Source organism: Aliiglaciecola sp. 2_MG-2023 (assembly GCF_030548145.1).
Lineage (GTDB): Bacteria > Pseudomonadota > Gammaproteobacteria > Enterobacterales > Alteromonadaceae > Aliiglaciecola > Aliiglaciecola lipolytica_A.
Genome location: NZ_JAUORY010000007.1, coordinates 175,379 through 196,940, shown reverse-complemented (window position 1 = coordinate 196,940; position 21,562 = coordinate 175,379). Strand labels below are relative to the sequence as shown.

18 protein-coding genes and 1 tRNA gene are annotated in these 21,562 nt (G+C 40.6%); 6 read left to right on the top strand and 13 right to left on the bottom strand.

Annotated features, from left to right (window positions below; translation table 11 throughout):
- Nucleotides 1-147: 147 nt before the first annotated feature.
- From Q4567_RS09740 to Q4567_RS09695, 10 genes are all read right to left on the bottom strand, one after another.
- Entirely contained in the window at nt 148-1,041 is an 894-nt protein-coding gene (locus tag Q4567_RS09740; RefSeq protein ID WP_303500230.1) for a hypothetical protein, read from the bottom strand.
- 30 nt (nt 1,042-1,071) lie between these two features.
- Nucleotides 1,072-2,133: a 1-aminocyclopropane-1-carboxylate deaminase/D-cysteine desulfhydrase gene (locus tag Q4567_RS09735; RefSeq protein ID WP_216050246.1), complete on the bottom strand. Its 1,062-nt coding sequence runs from the start codon at nt 2,131-2,133 to the stop codon at nt 1,072-1,074.
- 222 nt (nt 2,134-2,355) lie between these two features.
- A complete protein-coding gene (nth, locus tag Q4567_RS09730; RefSeq protein WP_303500229.1) occupies nt 2,356-2,988 on the bottom strand; it encodes an endonuclease III in 633 nt (210 codons plus the stop codon).
- A gap of 13 nt (nt 2,989-3,001) precedes the next feature.
- Nucleotides 3,002-3,700: an electron transport complex subunit E gene (locus Q4567_RS09725; protein WP_216050250.1), complete on the bottom strand. Its 699-nt coding sequence runs from the start codon at nt 3,698-3,700 to the stop codon at nt 3,002-3,004.
- Nucleotide 3,701: 1 nt separating this feature from the next.
- Nucleotides 3,702-4,364, bottom strand: a complete 663-nt coding sequence (gene rsxG, locus Q4567_RS09720; protein ID WP_303500228.1) for an electron transport complex subunit RsxG — start codon at nt 4,362-4,364, stop codon at nt 3,702-3,704.
- A 3-nt stretch (nt 4,365-4,367) separates the two neighbouring features.
- Nucleotides 4,368-5,480 carry an electron transport complex subunit RsxD gene (gene rsxD, locus Q4567_RS09715; protein WP_303500227.1) on the bottom strand — a complete coding sequence of 371 codons (1,113 nt, stop codon included), beginning with the start codon at nt 5,478-5,480 and terminating at the stop codon, nt 4,368-4,370.
- Between the two features lie 5 nt (nt 5,481-5,485).
- A complete protein-coding gene (gene rsxC, locus Q4567_RS09710) occupies nt 5,486-7,816 on the bottom strand; it encodes an electron transport complex subunit RsxC (RefSeq protein WP_303500226.1) in 2,331 nt (776 codons plus the stop codon).
- A gap of 11 nt (nt 7,817-7,827) precedes the next feature.
- Nucleotides 7,828-8,382, bottom strand: a complete 555-nt coding sequence (gene rsxB / locus Q4567_RS09705; protein ID WP_216050254.1) for an electron transport complex subunit RsxB — start codon at nt 8,380-8,382, stop codon at nt 7,828-7,830.
- The gene (gene rsxA, locus Q4567_RS09700; protein ID WP_216050255.1) at nt 8,382-8,963 is read right to left on the bottom strand and encodes an electron transport complex subunit RsxA; all 582 of its coding nucleotides are present in this window, start codon (nt 8,961-8,963) and stop codon (nt 8,382-8,384) included. The genes rsxB and rsxA overlap by 1 nt, the downstream gene beginning before the upstream one ends.
- A 152-nt stretch (nt 8,964-9,115) precedes the next feature.
- Nucleotides 9,116-9,192: transfer RNA gene (locus tag Q4567_RS09695), tRNA-Asn, on the bottom strand.
- Nucleotides 9,193-10,283: 1,091 nt separating this feature from the next.
- On the opposite strand from Q4567_RS09695, the gene Q4567_RS09690 reads away from it, so the two are divergent.
- From Q4567_RS09690 to Q4567_RS09680, 3 genes are all read left to right on the top strand, one after another.
- Nucleotides 10,284-11,648: an MATE family efflux transporter gene (locus Q4567_RS09690; protein WP_303500225.1), complete on the top strand. Its 1,365-nt coding sequence runs from the start codon at nt 10,284-10,286 to the stop codon at nt 11,646-11,648.
- Between the two features lie 18 nt (nt 11,649-11,666).
- Nucleotides 11,667-13,685, top strand: coding sequence for an excinuclease ABC subunit UvrB (gene uvrB, locus Q4567_RS09685; protein WP_303500224.1), 2,019 nt, complete (start codon nt 11,667-11,669; stop codon nt 13,683-13,685).
- A 228-nt stretch (nt 13,686-13,913) separates the two neighbouring features.
- A complete protein-coding gene (locus Q4567_RS09680; RefSeq protein WP_216050258.1) occupies nt 13,914-14,837 on the top strand; it encodes a LysR family transcriptional regulator in 924 nt (307 codons plus the stop codon).
- A 67-nt stretch (nt 14,838-14,904) separates the two neighbouring features.
- Here Q4567_RS09680 and Q4567_RS09675 read toward each other — a convergent pair whose 3' ends face one another.
- Nucleotides 14,905-16,539, bottom strand: a complete 1,635-nt coding sequence (locus Q4567_RS09675; RefSeq protein ID WP_216050259.1) for a M28 family metallopeptidase — start codon at nt 16,537-16,539, stop codon at nt 14,905-14,907.
- A 66-nt stretch (nt 16,540-16,605) separates the two neighbouring features.
- Here Q4567_RS09675 and Q4567_RS09670 point away from each other — a divergent pair, with 66 nt between their 5' ends.
- On the top strand, nt 16,606-17,589 hold the full coding sequence (locus tag Q4567_RS09670) for a DUF3025 domain-containing protein (RefSeq protein ID WP_303500223.1): 984 nt from the start codon (nt 16,606-16,608) through the stop codon (nt 17,587-17,589).
- 11 nt (nt 17,590-17,600) lie between these two features.
- Here Q4567_RS09670 and Q4567_RS09665 read toward each other — a convergent pair whose 3' ends face one another.
- Entirely contained in the window at nt 17,601-18,305 is a 705-nt protein-coding gene (locus Q4567_RS09665; protein ID WP_216050261.1) for a YIP1 family protein, read from the bottom strand.
- 236 nt (nt 18,306-18,541) lie between these two features.
- On the opposite strand from Q4567_RS09665, the gene Q4567_RS09660 reads away from it, so the two are divergent.
- Nucleotides 18,542-19,327: an ATP-binding cassette domain-containing protein gene (locus tag Q4567_RS09660; protein WP_303500222.1), complete on the top strand. Its 786-nt coding sequence runs from the start codon at nt 18,542-18,544 to the stop codon at nt 19,325-19,327.
- Nucleotides 19,327-20,520 carry an ABC transporter permease gene (locus Q4567_RS09655; protein WP_216050263.1) on the top strand — a complete coding sequence of 398 codons (1,194 nt, stop codon included), beginning with the start codon at nt 19,327-19,329 and terminating at the stop codon, nt 20,518-20,520. Before Q4567_RS09660 ends, Q4567_RS09655 begins: the two co-directional genes overlap by 1 nt.
- 56 nt (nt 20,521-20,576) lie before the next feature.
- Here the strand turns inward: Q4567_RS09655 and Q4567_RS09650 are convergent, their stop codons facing one another.
- Nucleotides 20,577-21,542: a transposase gene (locus Q4567_RS09650; RefSeq protein ID WP_303500221.1), complete on the bottom strand. Its 966-nt coding sequence runs from the start codon at nt 21,540-21,542 to the stop codon at nt 20,577-20,579.
- Between the last annotated feature and the right edge of the window lie 20 nt (nt 21,543-21,562).

Below are 21,562 nucleotides of genomic sequence, written 5' to 3'. Positions count from 1 at the left end.
TGGCAAGCTGCTCTTTGAACGATCGTTAATAGCAGAATATAGTCATTTAACACATTGTTTGAAAGTATGGATATAAGTGGAGGTAAGACCCAGAGTGCCTATTTATTTATAATTATCCCCACAACACATCCGTGGGGACTAGTATAATTAGATTGAACGTATCATATCCAGCACAGCAATATTTTGCATGGGCGTGCCTGTAATGCGTAAAACGTTCTTCTTTTTCGAAATATCTTTAGGTTGTTGCCCTTTTAAGATGTCGCTTAGCAATAGGACGTTATCCAAATAACCCATTCTATCAGCCGCTTTCATATCTGCCGTAAAACTACGTGTTAGTTCATAGTCGAAAATAACATTAACGTCATCTCTAGCATATACACTACCTGCAATCTCCCCTGTTTGTGAGGTGGTGCAAAGTGACGCGATCACCGCCCCTGGTTTGATTGAAGTAATGTTGGTTTCGTCGATTAAACAGCAGTTGGTATTCGTAGCCATAATAATAGTGTCATAAGCTTCAAGCTTGAGGTTCTGTTGATAATCAGAAGCGACACCTTTGCTGCCGCAAGGTTGTTCGAATGATTCAGTGTGCTGGGCCCGCGTGTGATAATCGATTTGGGATAAGCTTGGTATAAAATGCTTTAAATATTTAACGATTTCAAGGGATAGTTTCCCTGCGCCCACCATTAATATTTTTTCTGGCTTATGCTCCAAGGCAGAAAGAAAAAGCCAAACCATCGCTGCTGTGCGTTGTTGTATCTGCTGTTTTATATTGCTTTCAAATATCAGTTCACCACGTTCATAAATGCGCCCTATGGTGGCGTATTCATTGCTGATTGCACAATAAGGACCTGAAACTTCATATGCAAGTGGGGGTAAGCCCGCACGTAATTTGAAGCAGGTTTCAAAAACATTATCTCCAATAAAGGTTTCACCATCAAAAAACTCTTGTAAAGCCCGCTGATATTTTAGTTGGTCACTATTTTGGAATTGGGTTCGAATGTTTGCTACAAGAGAATCTTTATCTAATAAAATTTCGGTCACGTTACAATACCTCTGAGAATAAAGAGTTAATTAAACAGTAAAAGGATGAAGTTGAATTGCGCCAAATTTTTCGGCATAGGCATGGATAGCAGGCGATCCGCCTAGATGCATAAGCAGAATTTTTGCGTCCTTCTCAAAGCGACCTTCAGCAGACAAGTTTAATAACCCACGTATTGCGCGACCTTCATAGACAGGATCGGCAATCAACCCTTCGGTACTGGCAAATAGCTGGATAGCATCGGTAATTTCTGTATCAGCGATGCCGTAAGCGTTGGTATTAGCAGGTATAATTTCAATACTTTTCGGTTGCACTCGCACATCTAGTCCAAGCTCACGTAAAGCGTTATTGGCTAAAAGCTCAACACGAGATTTTTTAATCTCGGTTTCGTTATCGTCCGATATACCGATGATTTTGGTTTTGATATCAAGTGCTGCAAAGCCTGCGATCAGACCGGCTTGGGTGCTGCTTGAGCCAGTGCAATGCACAAGGTAATCAAAGACTTGGCCAGTTTCAGCCATTTGGATAGCTAATTCAGCAGCGCAGTTTATATAGCCCATACTTCCCAAGGGGTGTTCAGAAGCACCTCCTGGAATTAGATATGGTTTGTGCCCCTGTTGCCGAAGATAGTCCATGAATTCTTCCAGAGGACCTTGATCTTCGATAGGGCGCTCAGTTTCGTCCACATAAAGTTCGGCACCCATTACGTGGCTTAAAAGAATATTACCTACTTGCCGATAAGTAGCGCTTGCATCTTTGGTCCAGGCGCAATGTAAAAGCGCACATTTTAGGCCTGCCTTGGCAGCGGCAGCAGCGGTTTGTCGGGTATGGTTGGATTGAATAGCGCCAACCGTTACCAACATGTCTGCACCTTGTAACAGCGCATCACCCACTATGAATTCAAGTTTTCGTGTTTTGTTGCCACCACCTTCTAAGCCAGATAAATCATCTCGCTTCATCCATAGCTCTGGACCGCCTAGGGACGCGCCAAATCTTTTCAGTGTTTGTATTGGAGTAGGGAGTAGTGCCAGCGAGGCACGTGGTAATTTTTCAAGACGTGAATGTAGATCATGCAACGCATATTTATCAATCATATCGCTTTCCTCAGTATTTAATTGGGGTTAGCGACGTTTCAGTTGAATGTTAGAGGCATTTGATTATGCCGACGTCACGAAAAGCACTATAAACTATGAAAGTTGATAGTACAAATGTTTGGTTTTAAATGACGAACCTATTTTATTCATGCCTTGAGTTGAAAACCATTGCAAGTATTTGGGGCTCGTCCTGAGTTCTTCAACTACTTTGAAAACTGAATATTATTCAGTCTTATCTTTAAACTCACATAGGTCTTCAATAATACAAGCACCACAACGGGGCTTACGAGCTACACAAATGTATCTACCATGGAGTATCAGCCAATGATGCACATCCACTTTAAATTCTGCAGGTACCACTTTTAGCAGTTTTTGTTCGACCTCATCGACGTTTTTGCCCATGGCCAGTTTAGTGCGATTGGAAACGCGAAAAATATGGGTGTCTACGGCTATTGTTGGCCAGCCGAAAGCTGTGTTGAGTACTACGTTAGCGGTTTTACGTCCCACGCCGGGCAGGGCTTCTAAGGCTTCACGGTTTTCGGGCACTTCACCGCCGTGCAAGTCCACCAACATTTGGCAGGTTTTCATGGTGTTGACGGCTTTGGTGTTAAACAAGCCTATGGTTTTGATATAAGATTTAAGCCCGTCTAAGCCTAAATCTAATATGGCTTGTGGTGTATTGGCCACCGGGTAAAGTTTGGCCGTGGCTTTATTGACGCCCACATCTGTGGCTTGAGCTGATAACAATACGGCTATCAATAATTCAAAGGGACTAGAATAATTCAATTCTGTGGTTGGCTCAGGATTTTCTGCTCGCAGTCGCGTCAGTATTTCCCGACGTTTTTGGTTATTCATTACTTCAACTACCTTAACTTTCTGCCGTCACTCTGGCGCGCTGTACCACTTTATCTTGTTGTGGTGTCACAACCCACGATTCAACCCGTTTATCTAGCGCATTCTTAAGAGCAATAAGTAACCCCATGCCCAGGAAGGCACCTGGCGGCAGTATGGCTAGTAAAAAAGGGCTATCGGTTTCGAATACCGTCACTTTTAACACACTTGCCCATTCACCGAACAGTAAGTTGGCACCAGAGAATAGGGTGCCATAACCTAAGAGTTCACGCATGCCTCCCAAAATCACTAGCACAAGGGTAAAACCAAGCCCCATCATCAAACCATCGAATGCAGCATGACCCACAGGGTTTTTCGACGCGTAGGCTTCTGCACGCCCAATGATGGCACAATTGGTGACTATCAAAGGAATGAAAATGCCTAGCGCTTCATAAAGTCGAAAAGTGTAGGCATTCATTAACAATTGCACAACCGTAACAAAGCCGGCAATTACCATCACAAATATTGGTATACGAATTTCATTAGGGACTAAATTACGCACCAATGAGACTGTGCAGTTTGAGCCAATTAATACCAAAGTTGTGGCAAGACCTAAACCTAACCCATTGATGACTGTCATGGTCACAGCTAGGAGTGGACATAGTCCAAGCAGTTGTACTATGGCGGGGTTATTTTTCCATAATCCTTGCCAACTGAGTTCTTTAAACTGATTCATCTTATTCTACCTTGCCGTTAATTGGCTGGTCATTCATGGCTTCACAGGTCTTTGTGGCGTTAAAAAGATCTTGCTGGTGGTGCTGAAAATATAACACCGCATTTTTGACCGCTTTTACCACTGCCCGTGGGGTAATAGTTGCGCCGGTAAATTGATCAAATTGGCCACCGTCTTTTTTCACTTGCCAATCTTTGTGGTTGTCAGTGGTAACAGACTTGCCAGTAAATGCAGTAATCCAATCAGTGATACGGATATCGATTTTGTCACCTAACCCTGGAGTTTCTTTATGATCTAAAATACGTACTCCGGTCACTTCCGATTGCATATTAATGCCTACTATTAGCTCAATTTTACCACTGTATCCGTCTGGCGCAGTTGTTTCAATTGCAACCGCTGAAGGCGCGTTGTTCATTCTTGCTAAATATACGGTCTGGGGGGCTTTTGAGCCTAAATATTCAGTATCTACAACCTGAGTGCAATCATGGTGAATATCATTATCGTATAAAGACTGCGGAATAATTGCGTTCAAAATAGCCAGGCGTTTTTGTATTTGCTGCTCGGTTATTTGATCTTCAGTTACGGCATAGGTTATGGCTATGATCGCCGTTGTCACTAAAGCAAACGCGGTGAGTTTAAGACCATTGCTAACGATACTTTGTTTCATTAACTAGTCCTCCTTACCTGTATTTCCGCTATCTATCTGTTTGACTTTAATCACGTTTGTGTGTTCTGTGTGATGGCCATAAGTCCTTGGTCTGGTGTAATAATCAATCAAAGGAACACCCATATTCATGATCAATACAGCAAATGCGATCGCATCAGGGTAACCTCCCCAAGTACGAATAATGTATACCCATGCACCTATCCCAAAACCAAAAATTATACGTCCTCGATTGGTGGTGGTCGCGGATACCGGATCGGTGGCAATAAAGAACACCCCAAGCATGAAGCCACCACTGAATAGGTGGAACATTGGACTTGCATAGACTCCATCATCTACCAAGTACATAACCAGTGACAATCCTATAATGCCAGCAATCATACCTACCGGAATATGCCATTTAATGACATTTACTTTTAATAACAGTACACCGCCTAAAAGATAGGCAAAATTGACCCAAAACCAGCCTACGCCCAGACCATTATTAAACACAGCGGTTTGCATGCTTTCCTGTACGGTTAAGCCTTGGGAAATTGCGGTTTTCACAGCATCAAGAGGGGTGGCCATTGTATAGCCATCAACGTGAGTTCGCAGTTGCTCAATACTGTAGCCGTCAGCACTAAAGCCGCTAAAAATGATACTAAATGAATCTAAAAATGATTGTGGAAATTGGCTTAATGCTTGTGGAATCGCCCAAGTAGACATTTGCACTGGAAACGAGATAAGCAGCATCACATAAGCCGCCATGGCAGGGTTGAATAAATTAAACCCTAATCCACCGTAAAGTTGTTTGACTATCGCAATGGCAAAAATACTACCTATTACAGTGATCCACCAAGGAGCAAATGGTGGAATACTCACGGCGATTAAAAAAGCGGTAACCAAAGCACTGCAATCTTTTATCGCGACTTCAAAGTTCTTTTTACGCATTTCAAGAATGGCAGCTTCAGTGACTATGATGGTGATGCTGGCGATCATAAAATGAATTAATGCTCCCCAACCGAAAAACCATGTTTGTACAGCTAAGCCTGGAATACCTGCATACATAACTAAACGCATTACCTGACCAGTATTACGTTTTACTCTTTGGTGGGGCGAGCTGGCAAATTTAAAACTCATGGGGATTAACTTTCATCCTTGTCTGCTGTGGAGCTAGACGGCTTTTTAGCGGCCTTTTCGGCACGCTTTAGTTTCGCAATACGATTTTGTTCTCGTGCTTTTGCGACTGCGGCTTCGACTTTTTGCTTGCGAATTTGTGCAGCAGTTAATTTTTCTGGTTGCTGGCTTGTTTGCAACTCATCATTAGCGACTTCAGGTTGTTCTGAATTTTTCTCAGTGGATATTTGTTTTTCTACCGATGGACTTGCTGCGGGCTTAGCGTTAGCTAATTTTTTAGCCTTGGCTTTGGCAATTGCCGCTGCTATTGCTTTTTGTTTTGCTGTGGGCTCTGATTTTTCCTGATGCACATCTTCAGTTTGCAGTTGTTGTTGCTCGTCGGTAACTGGCGTCGTGTTTAACGCAGTCTCTGTTTTTGCTGTTTCAGCTTGTTGCGCCTGCTTAATCGCTTCGCGTTTTGCTTTTGCTTTAGCGATAGCAATCGCCACTTTTTCTTGTTTGTTGGAATTGGCAGCTTTGGCTGGTGCTTCAGGTACAACATCACTTGTTGTGGGAGCTTTATTTGCGTCCGTTTCTTTTATTCCAGTATTGCTATCTTCCGACGCGGGGTTGGCTTCTTTTTCCGCCGCTTCCTTGGCCGCTGCGCGTTTCGCTTTGGCTCGAGCAATAGCCGCTGCAACTTTGTCTTGTTTGCTATTATTAGCTGTTTGCGGTGCTTCTGAGGCTTCGCTTGTTTGTGCTTTTTGAGGAGACGCTTGTTGCGACTCTAACTGAGCCGAGTTGGCTTGTTTTTTAGCTTTTGCTCGCGCTAAGGCCGCCGCTATCTTGTCTTTCGCATCATTGCCTTTGTCGCTCATTGCTTTTCTGCGCGCTTCGGCCGCTTTGGCATGTTTTTCTTCGCGCTCTTTTTGCTCTCTTTCTAAGCGTTCTTTACGTGCCTCGAATCTTAATCTGGCTTTGTCGGCTTGTGCTTTTTCCTGTTCTTGGGTGCGTATATCGGCTTTGGCAACACGATAATAGTGAACCAGGGGAATTTCACTGGGGCAAACGTATGCGCAGGCACCACATTCAATACAATCAAATAGGTTTAATTCATTGGCCTTTTCATATTCTTTCGCTTGGCTGTGCCAAAATAATTGTTGTGGCAGCAAGCTAGCAGGGCAGGCGTCTGCACAGGCACTGCATCGAATACAAGGCTGCTCTGCGCCGGGGGCTTGAATTTCATTGGCTGATGGGGCAAGTATACAATTGGTTATTTTAACCACCGGCACCTGATCATCAACAATTTCAAACCCCATCATAGGCCCACCCATAATGAGCTTTCGATCCCGCTGTTTGTGAGCCTTATATTGACCAATTTCCAACAAATGTGAGATGGGTGTACCTATGGGCGCCCAAACGTTCTGCGGACGTTTGAATGCTTGTCCGGTTAACGTAACCACGCGCCGAATAAGAGGAGTCCCAGTAAAAATAGCATCGGCAATGGCGAAACAGGTTCCTACGTTTTGCATAATGACACCCACATCAATGGGCAGTCCGTTTCCGGGTACTTCGCGATTAGTTAAAATTTGAATCAGTTGTTTTTCACCGCCCGCGGGGTATTTGGTTGGGATGGCAACAACTCTGTACTTAGCATTTTCCTGACAAGCAACTTGCATAGCTTCAATTGCTTCAGGTTTATTGTCTTCAACCGCAATAATCACTAACTTTGGTGCTAACAGGTGCACTAAAATATCAATACCTTGTCGAATCTGCCATGCATGCTCGCGCATCAGCCGATCGTCAGACGTTATGTAGGGCTCACATTCCACACCATTGATAATCAAAAATTCAACATTTTTCTTCGGAGACGATTTAATATGGGTTGGAAAACCAGCTCCTCCCATACCGCTAATACCAGCATTACATATTGCTTCAACGATTTTTGATTTGGGTTTTTGTTGATAATCTAAAATAGGGTTAAGGGGAGCCCAGGTTTCAAATTCATCGGTAGTTATTTCTATAGCCAGCTCTGGCAGGCCGGAAGGGTGAGCTGAAACATGGGGTCCAATGTGACGAATGTAACCCGATGTGGGGGCATGTACAGGGACCGAAAAGGGATTTGTACTATGACTCAAAGGTTGTCCTTTGAGTACTCGATCGCCTTCCTTGACTAATAAGCCTCCCTCTACGCCAATATGTTGCTTCACCATAACATGCAGAGTTTTTGGCATGGTTATAGTTTCAATGGCTTTTTGATTAGAGAGTGATTTCAGCTCAGGTGGATGCACACCACCATGAAAGTCCCACAATCGGCCTTGATTTAATCGTTGTAAAATACTGTCATAATCAGAATACAATTTAAACTTCCTCAATTGACTTGTTTTACTGGAATAGCATCGAGTTGCCATCGCCATGAAGAAGTATTCTGTTCAACCGGAATCATGTCGATACAATCAACTGGACAAGGCTCCACACACAAATCACATCCGGTACATTCATCTTGAATAACAGTATGCATTTGTTTGGCTGCACCAATAATCGCGTCCACTGGGCAAGCTTGAATACATTTAGTACAGCCAATACATTCATCTTCGCGAATAAAAGCGACTTTTTTGACGTCTTCTTGCCCATGGGCGGCATCTAAAGGTTTCGCTTCAACCCCCATTAACTCGGCCAATTGTTTGATGGTGGCGTCTCCACCAGGAGGGCATTTGTTAATGTCATCACCGTTAGCAATGGATTCTGCATAAGGACGACAACCTGGAAAGCCACATTGGCCACATTGGGTTTGAGGTAAAAGTGCATCTATTTGTTCGACTAGGGGATCACTTTCAACGCGAAATCGAATCGCGGCATAACCGAGTATCGCGCCGAAAATAAGCGCCATGATTCCTATTACAATAAGTGCGATCACTAACGTCATTAAAACTTCACCAAACCAGTAAAGCCCATAAATGCCATCGACATTAAGCCCGCGGTAATCATTGCTATGGAAGCTCCTTTAAAAGGAGAGGGCACATTTGCAGCAGCTAATCGCTCACGCATAGCAGAAAAAAGTATTAACACTAAGGAGAAACCAAGCGCGGCGCCAAAACCATAAATAACCGACTCTACAAAATTATGATCTTGATTAACATTAAGTAAGGCAACACCTAAAACCGCACAATTGGTGGTGATAAGCGGTAAAAAAATACCAAGTAAACGATATAAGGTTGGACTTGTTTTATGCACCACCATTTCAGTAAATTGCACAACTACTGCTATAACGAGTATAAAACTCAAGGTGCGCAGATAACCCATACCTAGTGGCTGAAGAACATAATGTTCGACTAAGTAGCTGGTTAAAGAGGCGAGGGTAAGTACGAAAGTCGTTGCCATTGACATGCCAATCGCAGTTTCTAACCGGTTAGACACACCCATAAACGGGCATAGACCCAGAAATTGGACCAATACGAAGTTATTTACCAGTACTGTACCTACTAATAAAACTAAAAATTCACTCATTTGATATGTGTATCGCCCAACGATGATGCAAACAGTGTCTATTATCTCTGTTTACAGACCGATTAACAACTTGATATTCATAAGGTTATTGCGGCCAAAATTTAGCCAAATTTGTACATTAAAAAGATATTAAGAGATAGAGCCAGGAGATTTGGCTCCCCCTCCCCGACTCGAACGGGGGACCTGCGGATTAACAGTCCGTCGCTCTAACCAACTGAGCTAAGGGGGACCTGATTTCAACGGAGGCGAATATTAATGAGCATCAACCGTTCTGTCAATACAATATCTTAGTTTTTTAGGCTTTCTTTCAAATTGATTGAATAAGCAGCTATTTTCGCTTTAAAAATAGCTCATATTTAGCAGTTAGCGCTATTTTTATTACTCAAACTCGATTTTGATAAAATTAAAAATTTTAAAAAAAACTACTTTTCCGGCTAAAACAACATCTCTTTTTCTTTTAGCAAATTAGAAAAGTTTTAGCAAATTAGAAAAGCACTAAAAAATTTCGCGTACTAGATATAAAAAACTTCAAGCTGTCATTTTTAAAATTTAGAAAGAACTGTTTTTACGTTACAAATTAGCAACTAAATTGCGCAATAATTCGGCAATAAAAGTGCCAGAATTACTTTGAACTTTAATTAGCAAAAATACAGCTTACTATACTATTTTGTTATAAAGATTTAGTTGATCACTGTGTTTTACAACAGTGTTTAATAAATCTGAAACATAAACTTATAGCCCGTCAGGTTAGCGTTGACTTACCTAATTTTTAGTCACATTACTGTAACATAGCGGCTTTATTGGTGTTAGTGCAGTTATCCACTAATCCTGTGGATAAGTTTGTGTATAACACTTGAAAATAACAAAATCTAATTTGTTTAAAGAAGTCAATATAGCATTTGATATTTTTATGAAAAAATATTTTATTCATTATTATCAATATCTTATTGTGTTTTCGATAGAAATTGCACCAAGGTGGTACATAAAGTTACCTAACATTCGTTTTCCTGTGTGTAGTTTTGCTAGGTAGATAGAATCTGTTTAGTAAGATGTTGAAAAATTGACAATTTATTAACATTTTTCGGCAGTTAATAAAAACTTAAAATTTTCCGTTCCGAGACGATCAGATCAATGGGATCCTTATCTAAGCAGTAAAAAATATATAAATAGGCATATATTCGAAAATCTGTCTGTCATATAATTATGTGCTTGCTTTCGCAGCGCAATTACACCCCAAATAAAGTAAAAAGTAGTTTAGGCATAGTTAATTTTCACTATGTCTATTATCATTGTCGATTAGCCTTAACGAGTACAAATACAGTGAATGAGTCCAAAGCAACAAACCGAAACAATGATTTGCTGAATGGTCCCATTTTCGAAACATTAAGACGGATGACGTTGCCAATGATTTTGGCGATGATTATGTTGATGACGTTTGGATTAGCCGACACGTTTTTTGTGAGTATGTTGGGTACTGAAGAACTGGCAGCAATCAGCTTCACATTTCCTGTCACATTTACCATTATTAGCTTAAACATAGGTCTTGGCATCGGCACCTCAGCGATTATTGGTCGTTCCTTGGGGTCAGGTGAAACTCACTTAGCCAAGGAATTTGCCACTGGCGCTTTAATGCTCTCTTTTATTTTAGTCGGTGCGTTGGCTTTTATCGGTTATTTAACTATTGACCCTATTTTTCGTTTGATGGGGGCAACAGATGACTTATTGCCTTACATAAATGACTATATGGTGGTGTGGTATGCAGCGGCCATATTTTTAGCTGTTCCCATGGTGGGAAATAGTGTTTTAAGAGCCGCGGGAGATACTAAAACCCCAAGTATTATTATGACCTGTGGTGGCATAATTAACGTTATTTTAGATCCCATCTTTATTTTTGGTTGGGGACCCGTTCCAGCGATGGGAATTCAAGGTGCGGCGCTAGCTACCGCTATTGCTTGGGGGATAGGGCTGCTCTATATATTGTATTTACTTGCCGTAAAACGGAAATTAATGCTTCCTCGGTTATTGACCTTAAAAGAGCTAAAGCTGACCAGTGGTGGGGTTTTACGAATAGGTTTACCTGCGGCTGGAGCCAATATGCTAACTCCAATTGCTGGCGGCATAATCACTGCAATTGCTGCTGGTTATGGTCCTGGAGCCGTAGCGGCTTGGGGCGTGGGAAGTCGCTTAGAATCGATTGCCAGTATCTTGGTGTTAGCACTATCAATGTCGTTACCTCCGTTTATCAGTCAAAATTTTGGGGCTAACAAAGTTACTCGAGTTGCTTCTAGTTACGCACTTTCGCTTAAGTTTGTACTCATTATTCAGCTAGTTGTTTACCTTCTTCTGTGTTTAGTCGCACCATTTGTTGCCTCTTTGTTTGCCGAAGAACAGCAGGTTGCAGACTTAATTGTTTTATTTTTGTATATAGTGCCCCTTGGTTATGGATTGCAGGGCGTTGTTATTCTCACAAATTCTTCCTTTAATGCCATGCATCAACCGATATCAGCATTGATCTTAAGCGTCATTAGGTTATTTTTGTTTTTTGTACCATTGGCTTATTTAGGAAGCGAGTTGTTAGATATTAAAGGCATGTTTTTTGGCATTATATTAGCTAATATTTGTACCGCAATTGTAGCTTACGTTTGGTTTACGAAGAGCATCAATACGCGACACCAACCTGCCTAATTAAGTAAGGAAAAAGAATTGAGTCGACCATTTGAATTATCCTCACATTATCAACCCGCGGGTGATCAGCCCCAAGCGATCGAAAAACTTGTCGATGGCTTGGAAAGCGGGTTAGCAAATCAAACATTGTTGGGGGTAACTGGTTCTGGTAAAACCTTTACAATGGCGAATATTGTCTCGCAAGTACAAAGACCGACGTTAATTCTTGCTCACAATAAAACCCTCGCAGCGCAATTATACGGAGAAATGAAAGAGTTTTTTCCTAACAACGCTGTTGAGTATTTTGTTTCTTACTACGATTATTATCAGCCCGAAGCTTACGTTCCGAGTACTGATACCTTCATTGAAAAAGACTCTTCCATAAATGACCATATTGAACAAATGCGATTGTCAGCCACCAAGTCTTTGATGGAGCGTCGCGACGTTATTATTGTGTCGAGTGTTTCAGCTATTTATGGACTAGGTGATCCTGAGTCTTATATGAAAATGTTGTTACATTTGCGTCAAGGGGATTTAATGGATCAACGGGCTATTCTTCGTCGCTTAGCGGAGTTGCAATATGCTCGCAACGATGTCTCTTTTGAGCGTGGTACTTTTCGTGTGCGCGGTGATGTAATTGATATTTTTCCGGCTGATTCGGAGAAGCAAGGAATCAGAGTCGAGTTGTTTGATGAAGAAATCGATGCCATTCGATTATTTGATCCATTGACTGGCAGCGTTGAACAAACTGTTACTCGCGCCACTGTCTTTCCGAAAACGCACTATGTTACTCCACGGGAAAAGATCTTGGAGGCAATAGGGCATATTAAAGTAGAGCTCAAAGATCGCAGAGAACAACTGAAATCAGTACATAAATTAGTTGAAGAGCAACGCATAGTGCAGCGTACTCAATTTGATATGGAAATGATGCAAGAGTTAGGTTACTGCTCTGGTATTGAAAATTATTCTCGGTATTTATCAGGCAGAGCGCCTGGTGAGCCACCGCCAACATTATTAGATTATTTTCCAGCCGACGGTTTGTTGTTTGTGGATGAGTCGCATGTGACGGTTTCGCAAATTGGTGCCATGTACAAAGGCGACCGTTCTCGTAAAGAAACCCTCGTTGAATTCGGTTTTAGGTTGCCTTCAGCATTAGATAACCGACCATTAAAGTTTGAAGAATTTGAACAAATTTCTCCACAAACTATTTATGTTTCAGCCACGCCCGGTAAGTATGAAATTGAAAAGTCCGGTGACGATATCGTTGAGCAAGTTGTTAGACCAACAGGTTTGTTAGATCCTGAAGTAGAAGTGAGACCCGTTGCTAGCCAGGTTGACGACGTAATGTCGGAAATAAACTTGCGTGTGGTGAAAAACGAAAGAGTGTTAGTAACCACGCTAACCAAACGCATGGCGGAAGACCTCACGGATTATCTGGATGAACATGGCATTCGAGTAAGATATCTGCATTCAGACATAGATACGGTTGAGCGTATTGAAATTATCCGCGATTTACGATTGGGTAAATTCGATGTTCTAGTGGGGATTAACCTGCTTCGAGAAGGTTTGGATATGCCAGAAGTTTCATTAGTCGCCATTTTAGATGCTGATAAGGAAGGCTTTTTGCGCTCTGATCGCTCACTGATTCAGTCTATGGGGCGGGCTGCTCGAAACGTGAATGGCAAAGCAATACTCTATGCCGACCGAATCACAGGTTCAATGCAACGAGCAATGGAAGAAACCGAGCGCCGACGGGAGAAGCAACATCAACATAACCTTGATAATGGTATCGTGCCCACGCAATTAAACAAACCTATTACCGATATTATGGATATAGGAGAGGGTAATTCGGTGGATGTTGGTGGCAAAGTTAAATTGCGTAAAATTGCTGAAGCGAATAAAACATACAAAGCAATGACAGCCACAGAGTTGATGGCGAAAATTGCTGAATTAGAAAAGCAAATGTTCACTGCAGCCAGAGAGTTGGAATTTGAAAAAGCGGCGAGTTTACGAGATGAAGTGGAACTTCTTCGTGAGCAAAGTGTAAAACTATCTTAGGGGGATTGAAGATAGTTTTGCTATGTACTAATGGCTACTTACTTGTGATGACGAGAGTGTTGAGGGGCAAAAAGGTATGAGTTTAGATAAGGTTGTGACTTTGAGTTAAGTGTTTTAAATCCCTAAAACATCAATAGAATAAACTGTAATTAATGATTGTAATACAGTGGCAGCTTGCCTAATATAGCAATTAGAGTATCTATTTATATACCTTAACTTGGTGTTTTTATGTTAAACCGCTTACAAGAATCAGACATAAAATTGTTACGTGTTTTCTATGCTGTCGCCTCATGCAACGGCTTCACCGCTGCTGAACCTGTGCTTAGAATGCAACGTCCGAATATCAGTGCTGCAATTAAAAAGCTCGAAGAAAGATTAGATCTAGTGCTTTGTCATCGAGGCCGTGGCGGTTTCCAAATGACCAAAGAGGGTGAAGTAGTTTTTCAGGAAACTAAACGAATCTTTAATGCTTTTGATAATTTTGTGTTTAACTTGAAGAGTTTACATGATGATTATTCTGGCCATATCACACTAGTATTGATGGCTGGATTACCTCTTTCTATGCAGCTTGCTGTTAGTAAAGCAGTTAAAAGCACAATGAAAAAATTTGATGATATTCACGTCAATATACAAACCCGACTTTACAATGAAGTTGAGCATGTGGCCTTATCCGGCGAGTGTCATTTAGTTATCTCAACTTATGACATGGTAAAACCAGAATCGGTAACCTTCCATACTGTTGATCATATTTGTCATGGAAGATTATATTGCGCCCCTTCACATCCGTTGGCTAAGTATAAAGAAGCTTTACCTGAGACCGTGAAGATAGAAGATTATCCGGCAATTGGGATTTCAGGGTTGTCCTCAGCTAATTATATTCAAGATGAAAGACGTTTAGCTATTCAAACGTTTTCTGACTCTTTCGATGGCTGCATGTCGGCTATCATGACTGGTGAGTATGTAGGTTTGTTGCCTGATTATATGACCAAAGAACAAGGCGCTGGCTTAGGCTTAGTCCCTGTTGGTGGTGGTAATATGTTCAAATTTGAACATGAGTTATTTGTTATGAACGGCAAAAATACACGCTTAAACCCAGTATTGCGTCACTGCATTAAAGAGCTCAGTCACTTTATCAAAGAAAGTCAGAAGTAAATTTGAATTTTAATTCATAAAAAATGCCAGCATAATTGCTGGCATTTGATTTTAGATAGTCTTATTTTTAACGCTGAAACTCGCTGGTTTTACTCCATTGTGGCCAATCATTTGAGTTGGCAATGCTGTAGCCCACATCGAATAACATTTGCGTATCTTCTTGAATGCCGCCAAAGTCCCAGTTTTCTCTGAATTGATCACATACCTGATGGTAACAACCTTTTACTACTACACTGGCGCGTTTACGATATTTAGCGGTCGCTTCGTCTATTGGTTCGTTGCCACCTTTAGCATAAAGGGCAGGGACCCCTTGTTTTGCGAAACTGAAATGATCGGAACGATAATATGATCCAGCTTCCGGTCTATCTTCTTGTGTCAGATAACGGCCTTGCTTAGTGACGGCTGACTGAAGATAGTTCTCTAAATCAGATTTCCCCATTCCCACAACTGAAACATTATTTGTTCTGCCTAAAACGTTGAGGGCATCCATGTTTAGATTTGCTACGGTTTTATCTAACGGAATAATTGGGTGTTCGGAATAGTATTTAGAGCCAAGCAAACCTTGCTCTTCAGCTGTTACAATTAAAAAGGTAATTGAACGTGCTGGACGAATAGAAAGCTCTGAAAATGCTTTTGCCATAGTTAAACTGGCGGCTACCCCTGTCGCATTATCGTGAGCACCATTATAGATTTGGTCCCCTTTTAAACTGGTGTCCATGCCTAAATGATCCCAGTGCGCGGTGTAAATTATGTGTTCGTCAGGAGCGACGCTGCCAGGTAATGTTGCGATAACATTATTGCTCACTGACTTTTTCAGCTTACTGTTTATTGTAATTGAAGCTGTTGTGCCTAATGCTTTGGAGTAGGGGCCTTGCATTGCTTGGGCTTTTTCATGGCTGAAATCAAGGCCTGCTTCGGCAAACACTTTGTTGGCGGCTTCAAGACTAATCCAACCTTCTACCGCGACTCTGTCTGAGTTACCATTTTTGGAAACTAAACTGTATTGCGGGCCACTCCAGCTGTTGGATACAACTGACCAACCGTATGAGGCTGGCGCTGTTTCATGGACTATAATGGCTGCTTCAGCGCCTTGACGGCTGGCTTCTTCATATTTGTATGTCCAGCGACCATAGTAAGTCATAGTTTTACCTTGAAACTTACCACTTTCGGGATTTTCGAACCCAGGATCATTAACTAAAATGACCACGGTTTTGCCTTTTACATCTAGGCCTTCATAGTCATTCCAATTGTATTCTGGTGCATTTACACCGTAACCAACGAATACAATTTCGGAGTCATTCAGATTAACTTGGGCAGTTTCACGTTTCGAAGATGCAACCATATTTTTTTGGTATTCAAATGTATTTTGTCCCATGCGTAGTTGCATGTTTGGATCAGCAGTAATTTCCATTAATTCCACTGCTTGAAGATAACTATTACCATTGCCAGGTTGAAATCCTAGCGTTTTGAAATTATTCACTAAATACTCAAGGGTTTTCGTTTCCCCTGCTGAGGTTGGTGCTCTACCTTCAAATTCGTCAGACGATATAGTTTTGACGTGCTGTTTCAACTCCTGTTCACTGATGCTGTCATACACCTGCTGGAAGTTACTTTGCGGACTATTGCTGTCTGGGAGTTGTTCACATCCGGCCAAAGCCAAAATCGAAAAAACAACGGGAAAAATAAAACGTCGTGATTGCATATTGTTACTCTTATTATTACATTTGCGTCCAGTATAAGAAATCCATCAAAAAGACTCTAGTAGCCAATGACAACACTTAACCCAACATCGTCTAGCGAATGCCAAGAATTGTGGACAGGCATTGCAAAAAGGCCGCCTTTTACTGAACTTGAACAGCGTTATAGCTTAACTAAATTTGAGCACTTATTGCATGCAGACACGCTCAACACTTTAAAAAATAGGCTTATTACCACAGAGAATGGCTCTACCCAACGTGGACATACCCAACGTGGACAGGCACCGCAAAATGATTTCAGTCAGAGTTTGAATCATGGACAGGCATGTCAAATTGATTTTAAACAGTCTTTTAAATGTCAAAATTCCATGTCTGATTCGGAAGACTATTACGAAACCATCATTTTCAAAGACAAAATTATTCCTACCCGACCTAATTCTTGGCATGACTTATTTAATGGTTTGATTTGGCTTAATTTTCCTAAAACTAAAACACTTTTAAACGAGTGGCATGTTGAAGATATTCAATCCCATGGTTTAACACCGCGTACCCATCGACGAAACCAAATTACACTGTTTGATGAATGTGGCGTTATTTTGGCTGTCTCGGATCCACAAATATGTGAAAACCTGTCTAATCATCAATGGAAAAAGGTTTTTATTGAAGACAGACATAAGTGGGCAAATTATAACTCGTATTTACATCACGATTTGGAGCGGCTAAATAACCAGGACAGTCATGTTAAGATGCCGGCAGCTAAAGCGTTTGTTTTTGGACACGCAAATTATGAAATGCTTCTAAATCCTTTTATCGGGTTGACTGGGAAATGGTTAGCTGTAAGAGTTGATAACAGTTTTTTCGAGGAAAATTATGATCGGCAGTTAACTATTTTAGATTCTGCTATTTATGAGCTTTTAAATCGTAAACATTTGCTTTCAAACTCGAGAAAACTATCACCCATTCCGCTTTTAGGCATACCAGGTTGGCACTTAGCAAACGAGAACGAAGACTTCTACATGAATCAGGACTACTTCAGACCCGCTCGCTCAAAATAACTTTGCCATGGTTATTTCATTAATAACAAGAAAAACCACAGTACTATTATTATTGCAAAAGGCGCAATTGCAATTGTATAAATCTTCGAACTGTTAAATTTGGTCCAGCGGCTAAGTCCCACAGCTATCAGGTAAATACTAAAAAATAGTTCAGGCTTTATTAAATTAGCTAACCCATACCACTTTGAACCTTCGTCTAAACTTAACCAATACGACAAAGCTAGAGGGTTTAATTGGCCAATGGAAATTTGATTGTTTTCAGCTAAAGTCAGGCTGATTAAGGCCGCAATAAAACCAATTACCGAGGGTAACGAGACCCACCATGTAAAACCGTACCAATCTGTAAACCCATTAATACACTCATCATCTGTTTTAGCGACTAAGTTGAGATAAGCAGCAAGTATTAAATTGATGATTACTTGGAATAAAAAAGCAACGATAAGCATACCAGTAACTAGAAAATCTGGTTTGATTTGCGCTCGAATATTATTTTGTTCGGCAGGACTAAGATTACCAGCTGTACTATTAACGATAAAATCACGATACCATTCAAAATCAACAAAATTGTAATATAAATATATTGGTAGTAATACAAAACTCATAACTAATATGAAAGGTATCCAAGACCAATTATTATTATTGTTAGCAGCTTCAAAAACTCCATTTGGTTTTGTGAATATTTGTAGAGATGCTTGGAATGGATTAGTGGGTTGCATAACAAAGGTGCTCTCGTTAGGTTAAAGTTTTTCTTGATTCACTCTAAATGGCGTAGTTGTTTTATTTTATATAAATGTAAAGCAGAACTTTTTCAATTATATGTAATAAATCCAGCAAGTTATACACTATTGAACAAGTATGTCCGAATTACAGGCATTTGCTTGAATATTGACTGTTTAGTTTACTTTATAAATCTGTAGAGTTTATCTAGCTAAAATGCAATCAGGGAAAAGTAATGATAGAAATAAAGAGCTTAGCTAAAAAGTTTGAGGTTGAGAATCCCAAAAAACTTAGCGAGCAAGAAAAGAAAGATCCTCGCCTTAAAGGCCGGTACTTCCATTCTGTATTGGATGTGACGTTTAAAGTAAATAAGGGGGAGGTACTTGGTTTACTCGGCCCTAATGGGGCAGGTAAAACTACAACTTTAAGAATGCTATCTACGGCCCTGCAACCAAATCAGGGAAGTGTCTTTATAAACGACGTTAATGTATTAGAAGATCCCTTAGTTGCTCGTCAGAAAATTGGATTTCTATCAGGTTCCACAGGGTTATATGGTCGTTTGACTGGTCGTGAAAATATTGAGTATTTTGGACAGTTGCACGGTATGCATAAACAAGAAATCGAAAGTCGCATAACAGAATTATCAGACTTGTTAGAAATGGGAACTTTTTTGGATCGACGAAGTGAAAACTTTTCTACTGGAATGAAGCAAAAAACATCAATTGCCAGAGCTGTAGTCCATAATCCTGAAGTCGTTATATTGGATGAGCCAACTACAGGTCTAGACATAATGGCGACTCAAACTGTGCTGGATTTTATTCGTAGTTTGAAAAACAAAGATATCCCCGTCATTTTTTCGACTCACCATCTCAGTGAAGTGGAGGAGTTATGTGACAGAGTAACTGTTATTGATAAAGGGATTAGTCAGTTTGATGGCAGTCTTGATGAATTTAGGAGACAGGCAATAGATGGTAATTTACATGATGCTTTCTTAGCCACCATTCAAAAGGGAGAGTCATAATGTGGTTGGTGTTTTTAAAAGAATTAAAAGAACTAGTCAGAGATAAAAAAACGCTATTTTTTATGATTGCGGTTCCCATACTTGTAATGCCTGCTTTCGCTGGTATAGCTATTTATTTTGCGCAAAATGCCGCGACTGAAGCACAAAATAAAGTGTTGAATTATGCGTTGATAGGAGGACAGTACGCTCCTGATATTGATGCTAAATTAATGCAAATTGATGGTTTAAAAAGAGTTGAAATCAATCAGCAGACGGATTACAAAAAATTGATCCAAGAGAATACAGTCGATTTTGTCTTAGAAATTCCAGCAAATTACTCTGATGACGTTTTGCAATCTGGACAGGCACTGCTAAAACTTCATCTAAATGATTCTGGCTTGAATCGCGTTTTTTATCGTGTAAATGAAATAGTTGATGAACAACTTCAAAAATTAAGGGCGTCCGCTTTTGCTAAATTGAATTTATCAGAAGAACAACAAATTGCTGTATTAAATCCGATTATTCTAGAGAAAGTTAATACTGCTGACAGCCGCGAAAATTGGGGAGAGAAAATAGGTGGTTTGATACCTTACTTTATTTTTATATTGTGTCTTCAAGGGGCAATGTTTCCGGCTGCAGATTTAGGGGCAGGAGAAAAGGAAAGAGGAACCTTAGAGACCTTGTTAATTTCGCCTATTGAGCGCTACAAACTAGTATTAGGTAAATTTCTAACTATCGCCTTTGCAGGTTTAACTTCAGCACTCATTACTGTCACCAGCATGGCATTATGGGGGCTGATACTTAGTCAGGGTTTAGCGATTGAGTTTGTGGTGACATTTATGTCTTCCATTGGCGCTGTAGACTTTATTCTGATGTTCCTGATGTTAATTCCCGTGGTAGCTATTTTCGCATCTATTTTATTAAGCCTGTCCATCTACGCTAAAAGTTACAAGGAGGCGCAAAGTTATATGGGGACGTTGATGATGTTGTTGTTTATCCCTATCTTTTTAGCCATGGCGCCCGGGGTTGAACTGAAAGGGATTTGGGCTTGGGTACCTTTAACTAACGTTGCATTGGCTATAAAAGAATTGATTAAAGGTACAATGGATTATTTTCAGTTGATTGCAATTTTCGGGTCTACGGCTTTGATTGCCGCAGGTTTGTTGGCATTTTGCGTAAACTGGTTTAATAAAGAAAAAGTTCTGTTCCGTTAATTGTAAATTGGTCGCATTAGAATTTGTGTTGCAGATATTATTCTTTAGGCTCTTACTCAATAATAATTATCTGTGACACTTAGTATTCTTTTCCTGTTCGTATGTTCTTTGAATCGTTTTAAGGCGTGATAACTACCTGCTGCAAGACCATAAATCGCTTCGAATTGGTGACTGAGAGTAAACCAAGTTGATTCAATAAAATTCAGTTTGGTTAGAATACTCTGTTGAGAAGTAGTAACTAAATTGTCATGCGATGGATTGGATATTTTAGCTGTTTCCCTCACTAAGCTTATATAATCGATCAAATTTAAAGGTAAGCACGACTCTTTGTCATTTTCAGAAACAAAAGGCATTAATTCGCGAGGTTGAATACCTTTTTGAAATGCCGCAATGCGTCGTTTAATGCTAGTGTGACTCGAAGTTTCAGGTGTAGCCTCTATCTTAGCTCTAATAGGGTTTAAATCGACATATACCATGCAAGCGGTTAGCGCTTTTTTGTCTAGCAACGCTTGGGATTTAAATCTACCTTCCCAAAAATGCCCAGTACACTTATCTTCTAGATTTGCCCGTCGAGCAATCGGTTCATTCAACTCGCGCATAAACCAACTAATATCAAATAAGCGCTGACGATATATTGATATTGTACTATTGAGGGCTTGTCTTTGGGCTTCGTTCAATTCCAGTGATTTAGTTTGGATAAACTGCAGAGCTAATTCGGTTGGCTTGTGTATTTTTTGCCAATTTTTGATGACGTCTGTGTCTGATAAACCAAGTGCTTTAGTTTTATTTACATGCAATACCACGTGAATATGGTTGCTCATGACTGCATAGGCACATACATCAATGCAAAAAACAGATGTGAGTAATAATAATCGGTCCTCAACCCATTGGCGTCGATGTTCATAGTTTTGGCCGCTATGAGTGTCTATGCCACATAGGAAGGCACGGCGAACGCACCTAGATACACAGTGGTAATACGGCGTATCAACCAGGCTAATTTGATGCTTCCTTGCAACAGGCATTTTTTAATCCATTTTTAATG

Coding starts and splice junctions, on each gene's coding strand:
- Q4567_RS09735 (WP_216050246.1), bottom strand. CDS start 2,133: ATGATTGATAAATATGCGTTGCATGATCTACATTCACGTCTTGAAAAA.
- nth (WP_303500229.1), bottom strand. CDS start 2,988: ATGAATAACCAAAAACGTCGGGAAATACTGACGCGACTGCGAGCAGAA.
- Q4567_RS09725 (WP_216050250.1), bottom strand. CDS start 3,700: ATGAATCAGTTTAAAGAACTCAGTTGGCAAGGATTATGGAAAAATAAC.
- rsxG (WP_303500228.1), bottom strand. CDS start 4,364: ATGAAACAAAGTATCGTTAGCAATGGTCTTAAACTCACCGCGTTTGCT.
- rsxD (WP_303500227.1), bottom strand. CDS start 5,480: ATGAGTTTTAAATTTGCCAGCTCGCCCCACCAAAGAGTAAAACGTAAT.
- rsxB (WP_216050254.1), bottom strand. CDS start 8,382: ATGACGTTAGTGATCGCACTTATTGTAATAGGAATCATGGCGCTTATT.
- rsxA (WP_216050255.1), bottom strand. CDS start 8,963: ATGAGTGAATTTTTAGTTTTATTAGTAGGTACAGTACTGGTAAATAAC.
- Q4567_RS09680 (WP_216050258.1), top strand. CDS start 13,914: ATGTTAAACCGCTTACAAGAATCAGACATAAAATTGTTACGTGTTTTC.
- Q4567_RS09675 (WP_216050259.1), bottom strand. CDS start 16,539: ATGCAATCACGACGTTTTATTTTTCCCGTTGTTTTTTCGATTTTGGCT.
- Q4567_RS09670 (WP_303500223.1), top strand. CDS start 16,606: ATGACAACACTTAACCCAACATCGTCTAGCGAATGCCAAGAATTGTGG.
- Q4567_RS09665 (WP_216050261.1), bottom strand. CDS start 18,305: ATGCAACCCACTAATCCATTCCAAGCATCTCTACAAATATTCACAAAA.
- Q4567_RS09660 (WP_303500222.1), top strand. CDS start 18,542: ATGATAGAAATAAAGAGCTTAGCTAAAAAGTTTGAGGTTGAGAATCCC.
- Q4567_RS09655 (WP_216050263.1), top strand. CDS start 19,327: ATGTGGTTGGTGTTTTTAAAAGAATTAAAAGAACTAGTCAGAGATAAA.
- Q4567_RS09650 (WP_303500221.1), bottom strand. CDS start 21,542: ATGCCTGTTGCAAGGAAGCATCAAATTAGCCTGGTTGATACGCCGTAT.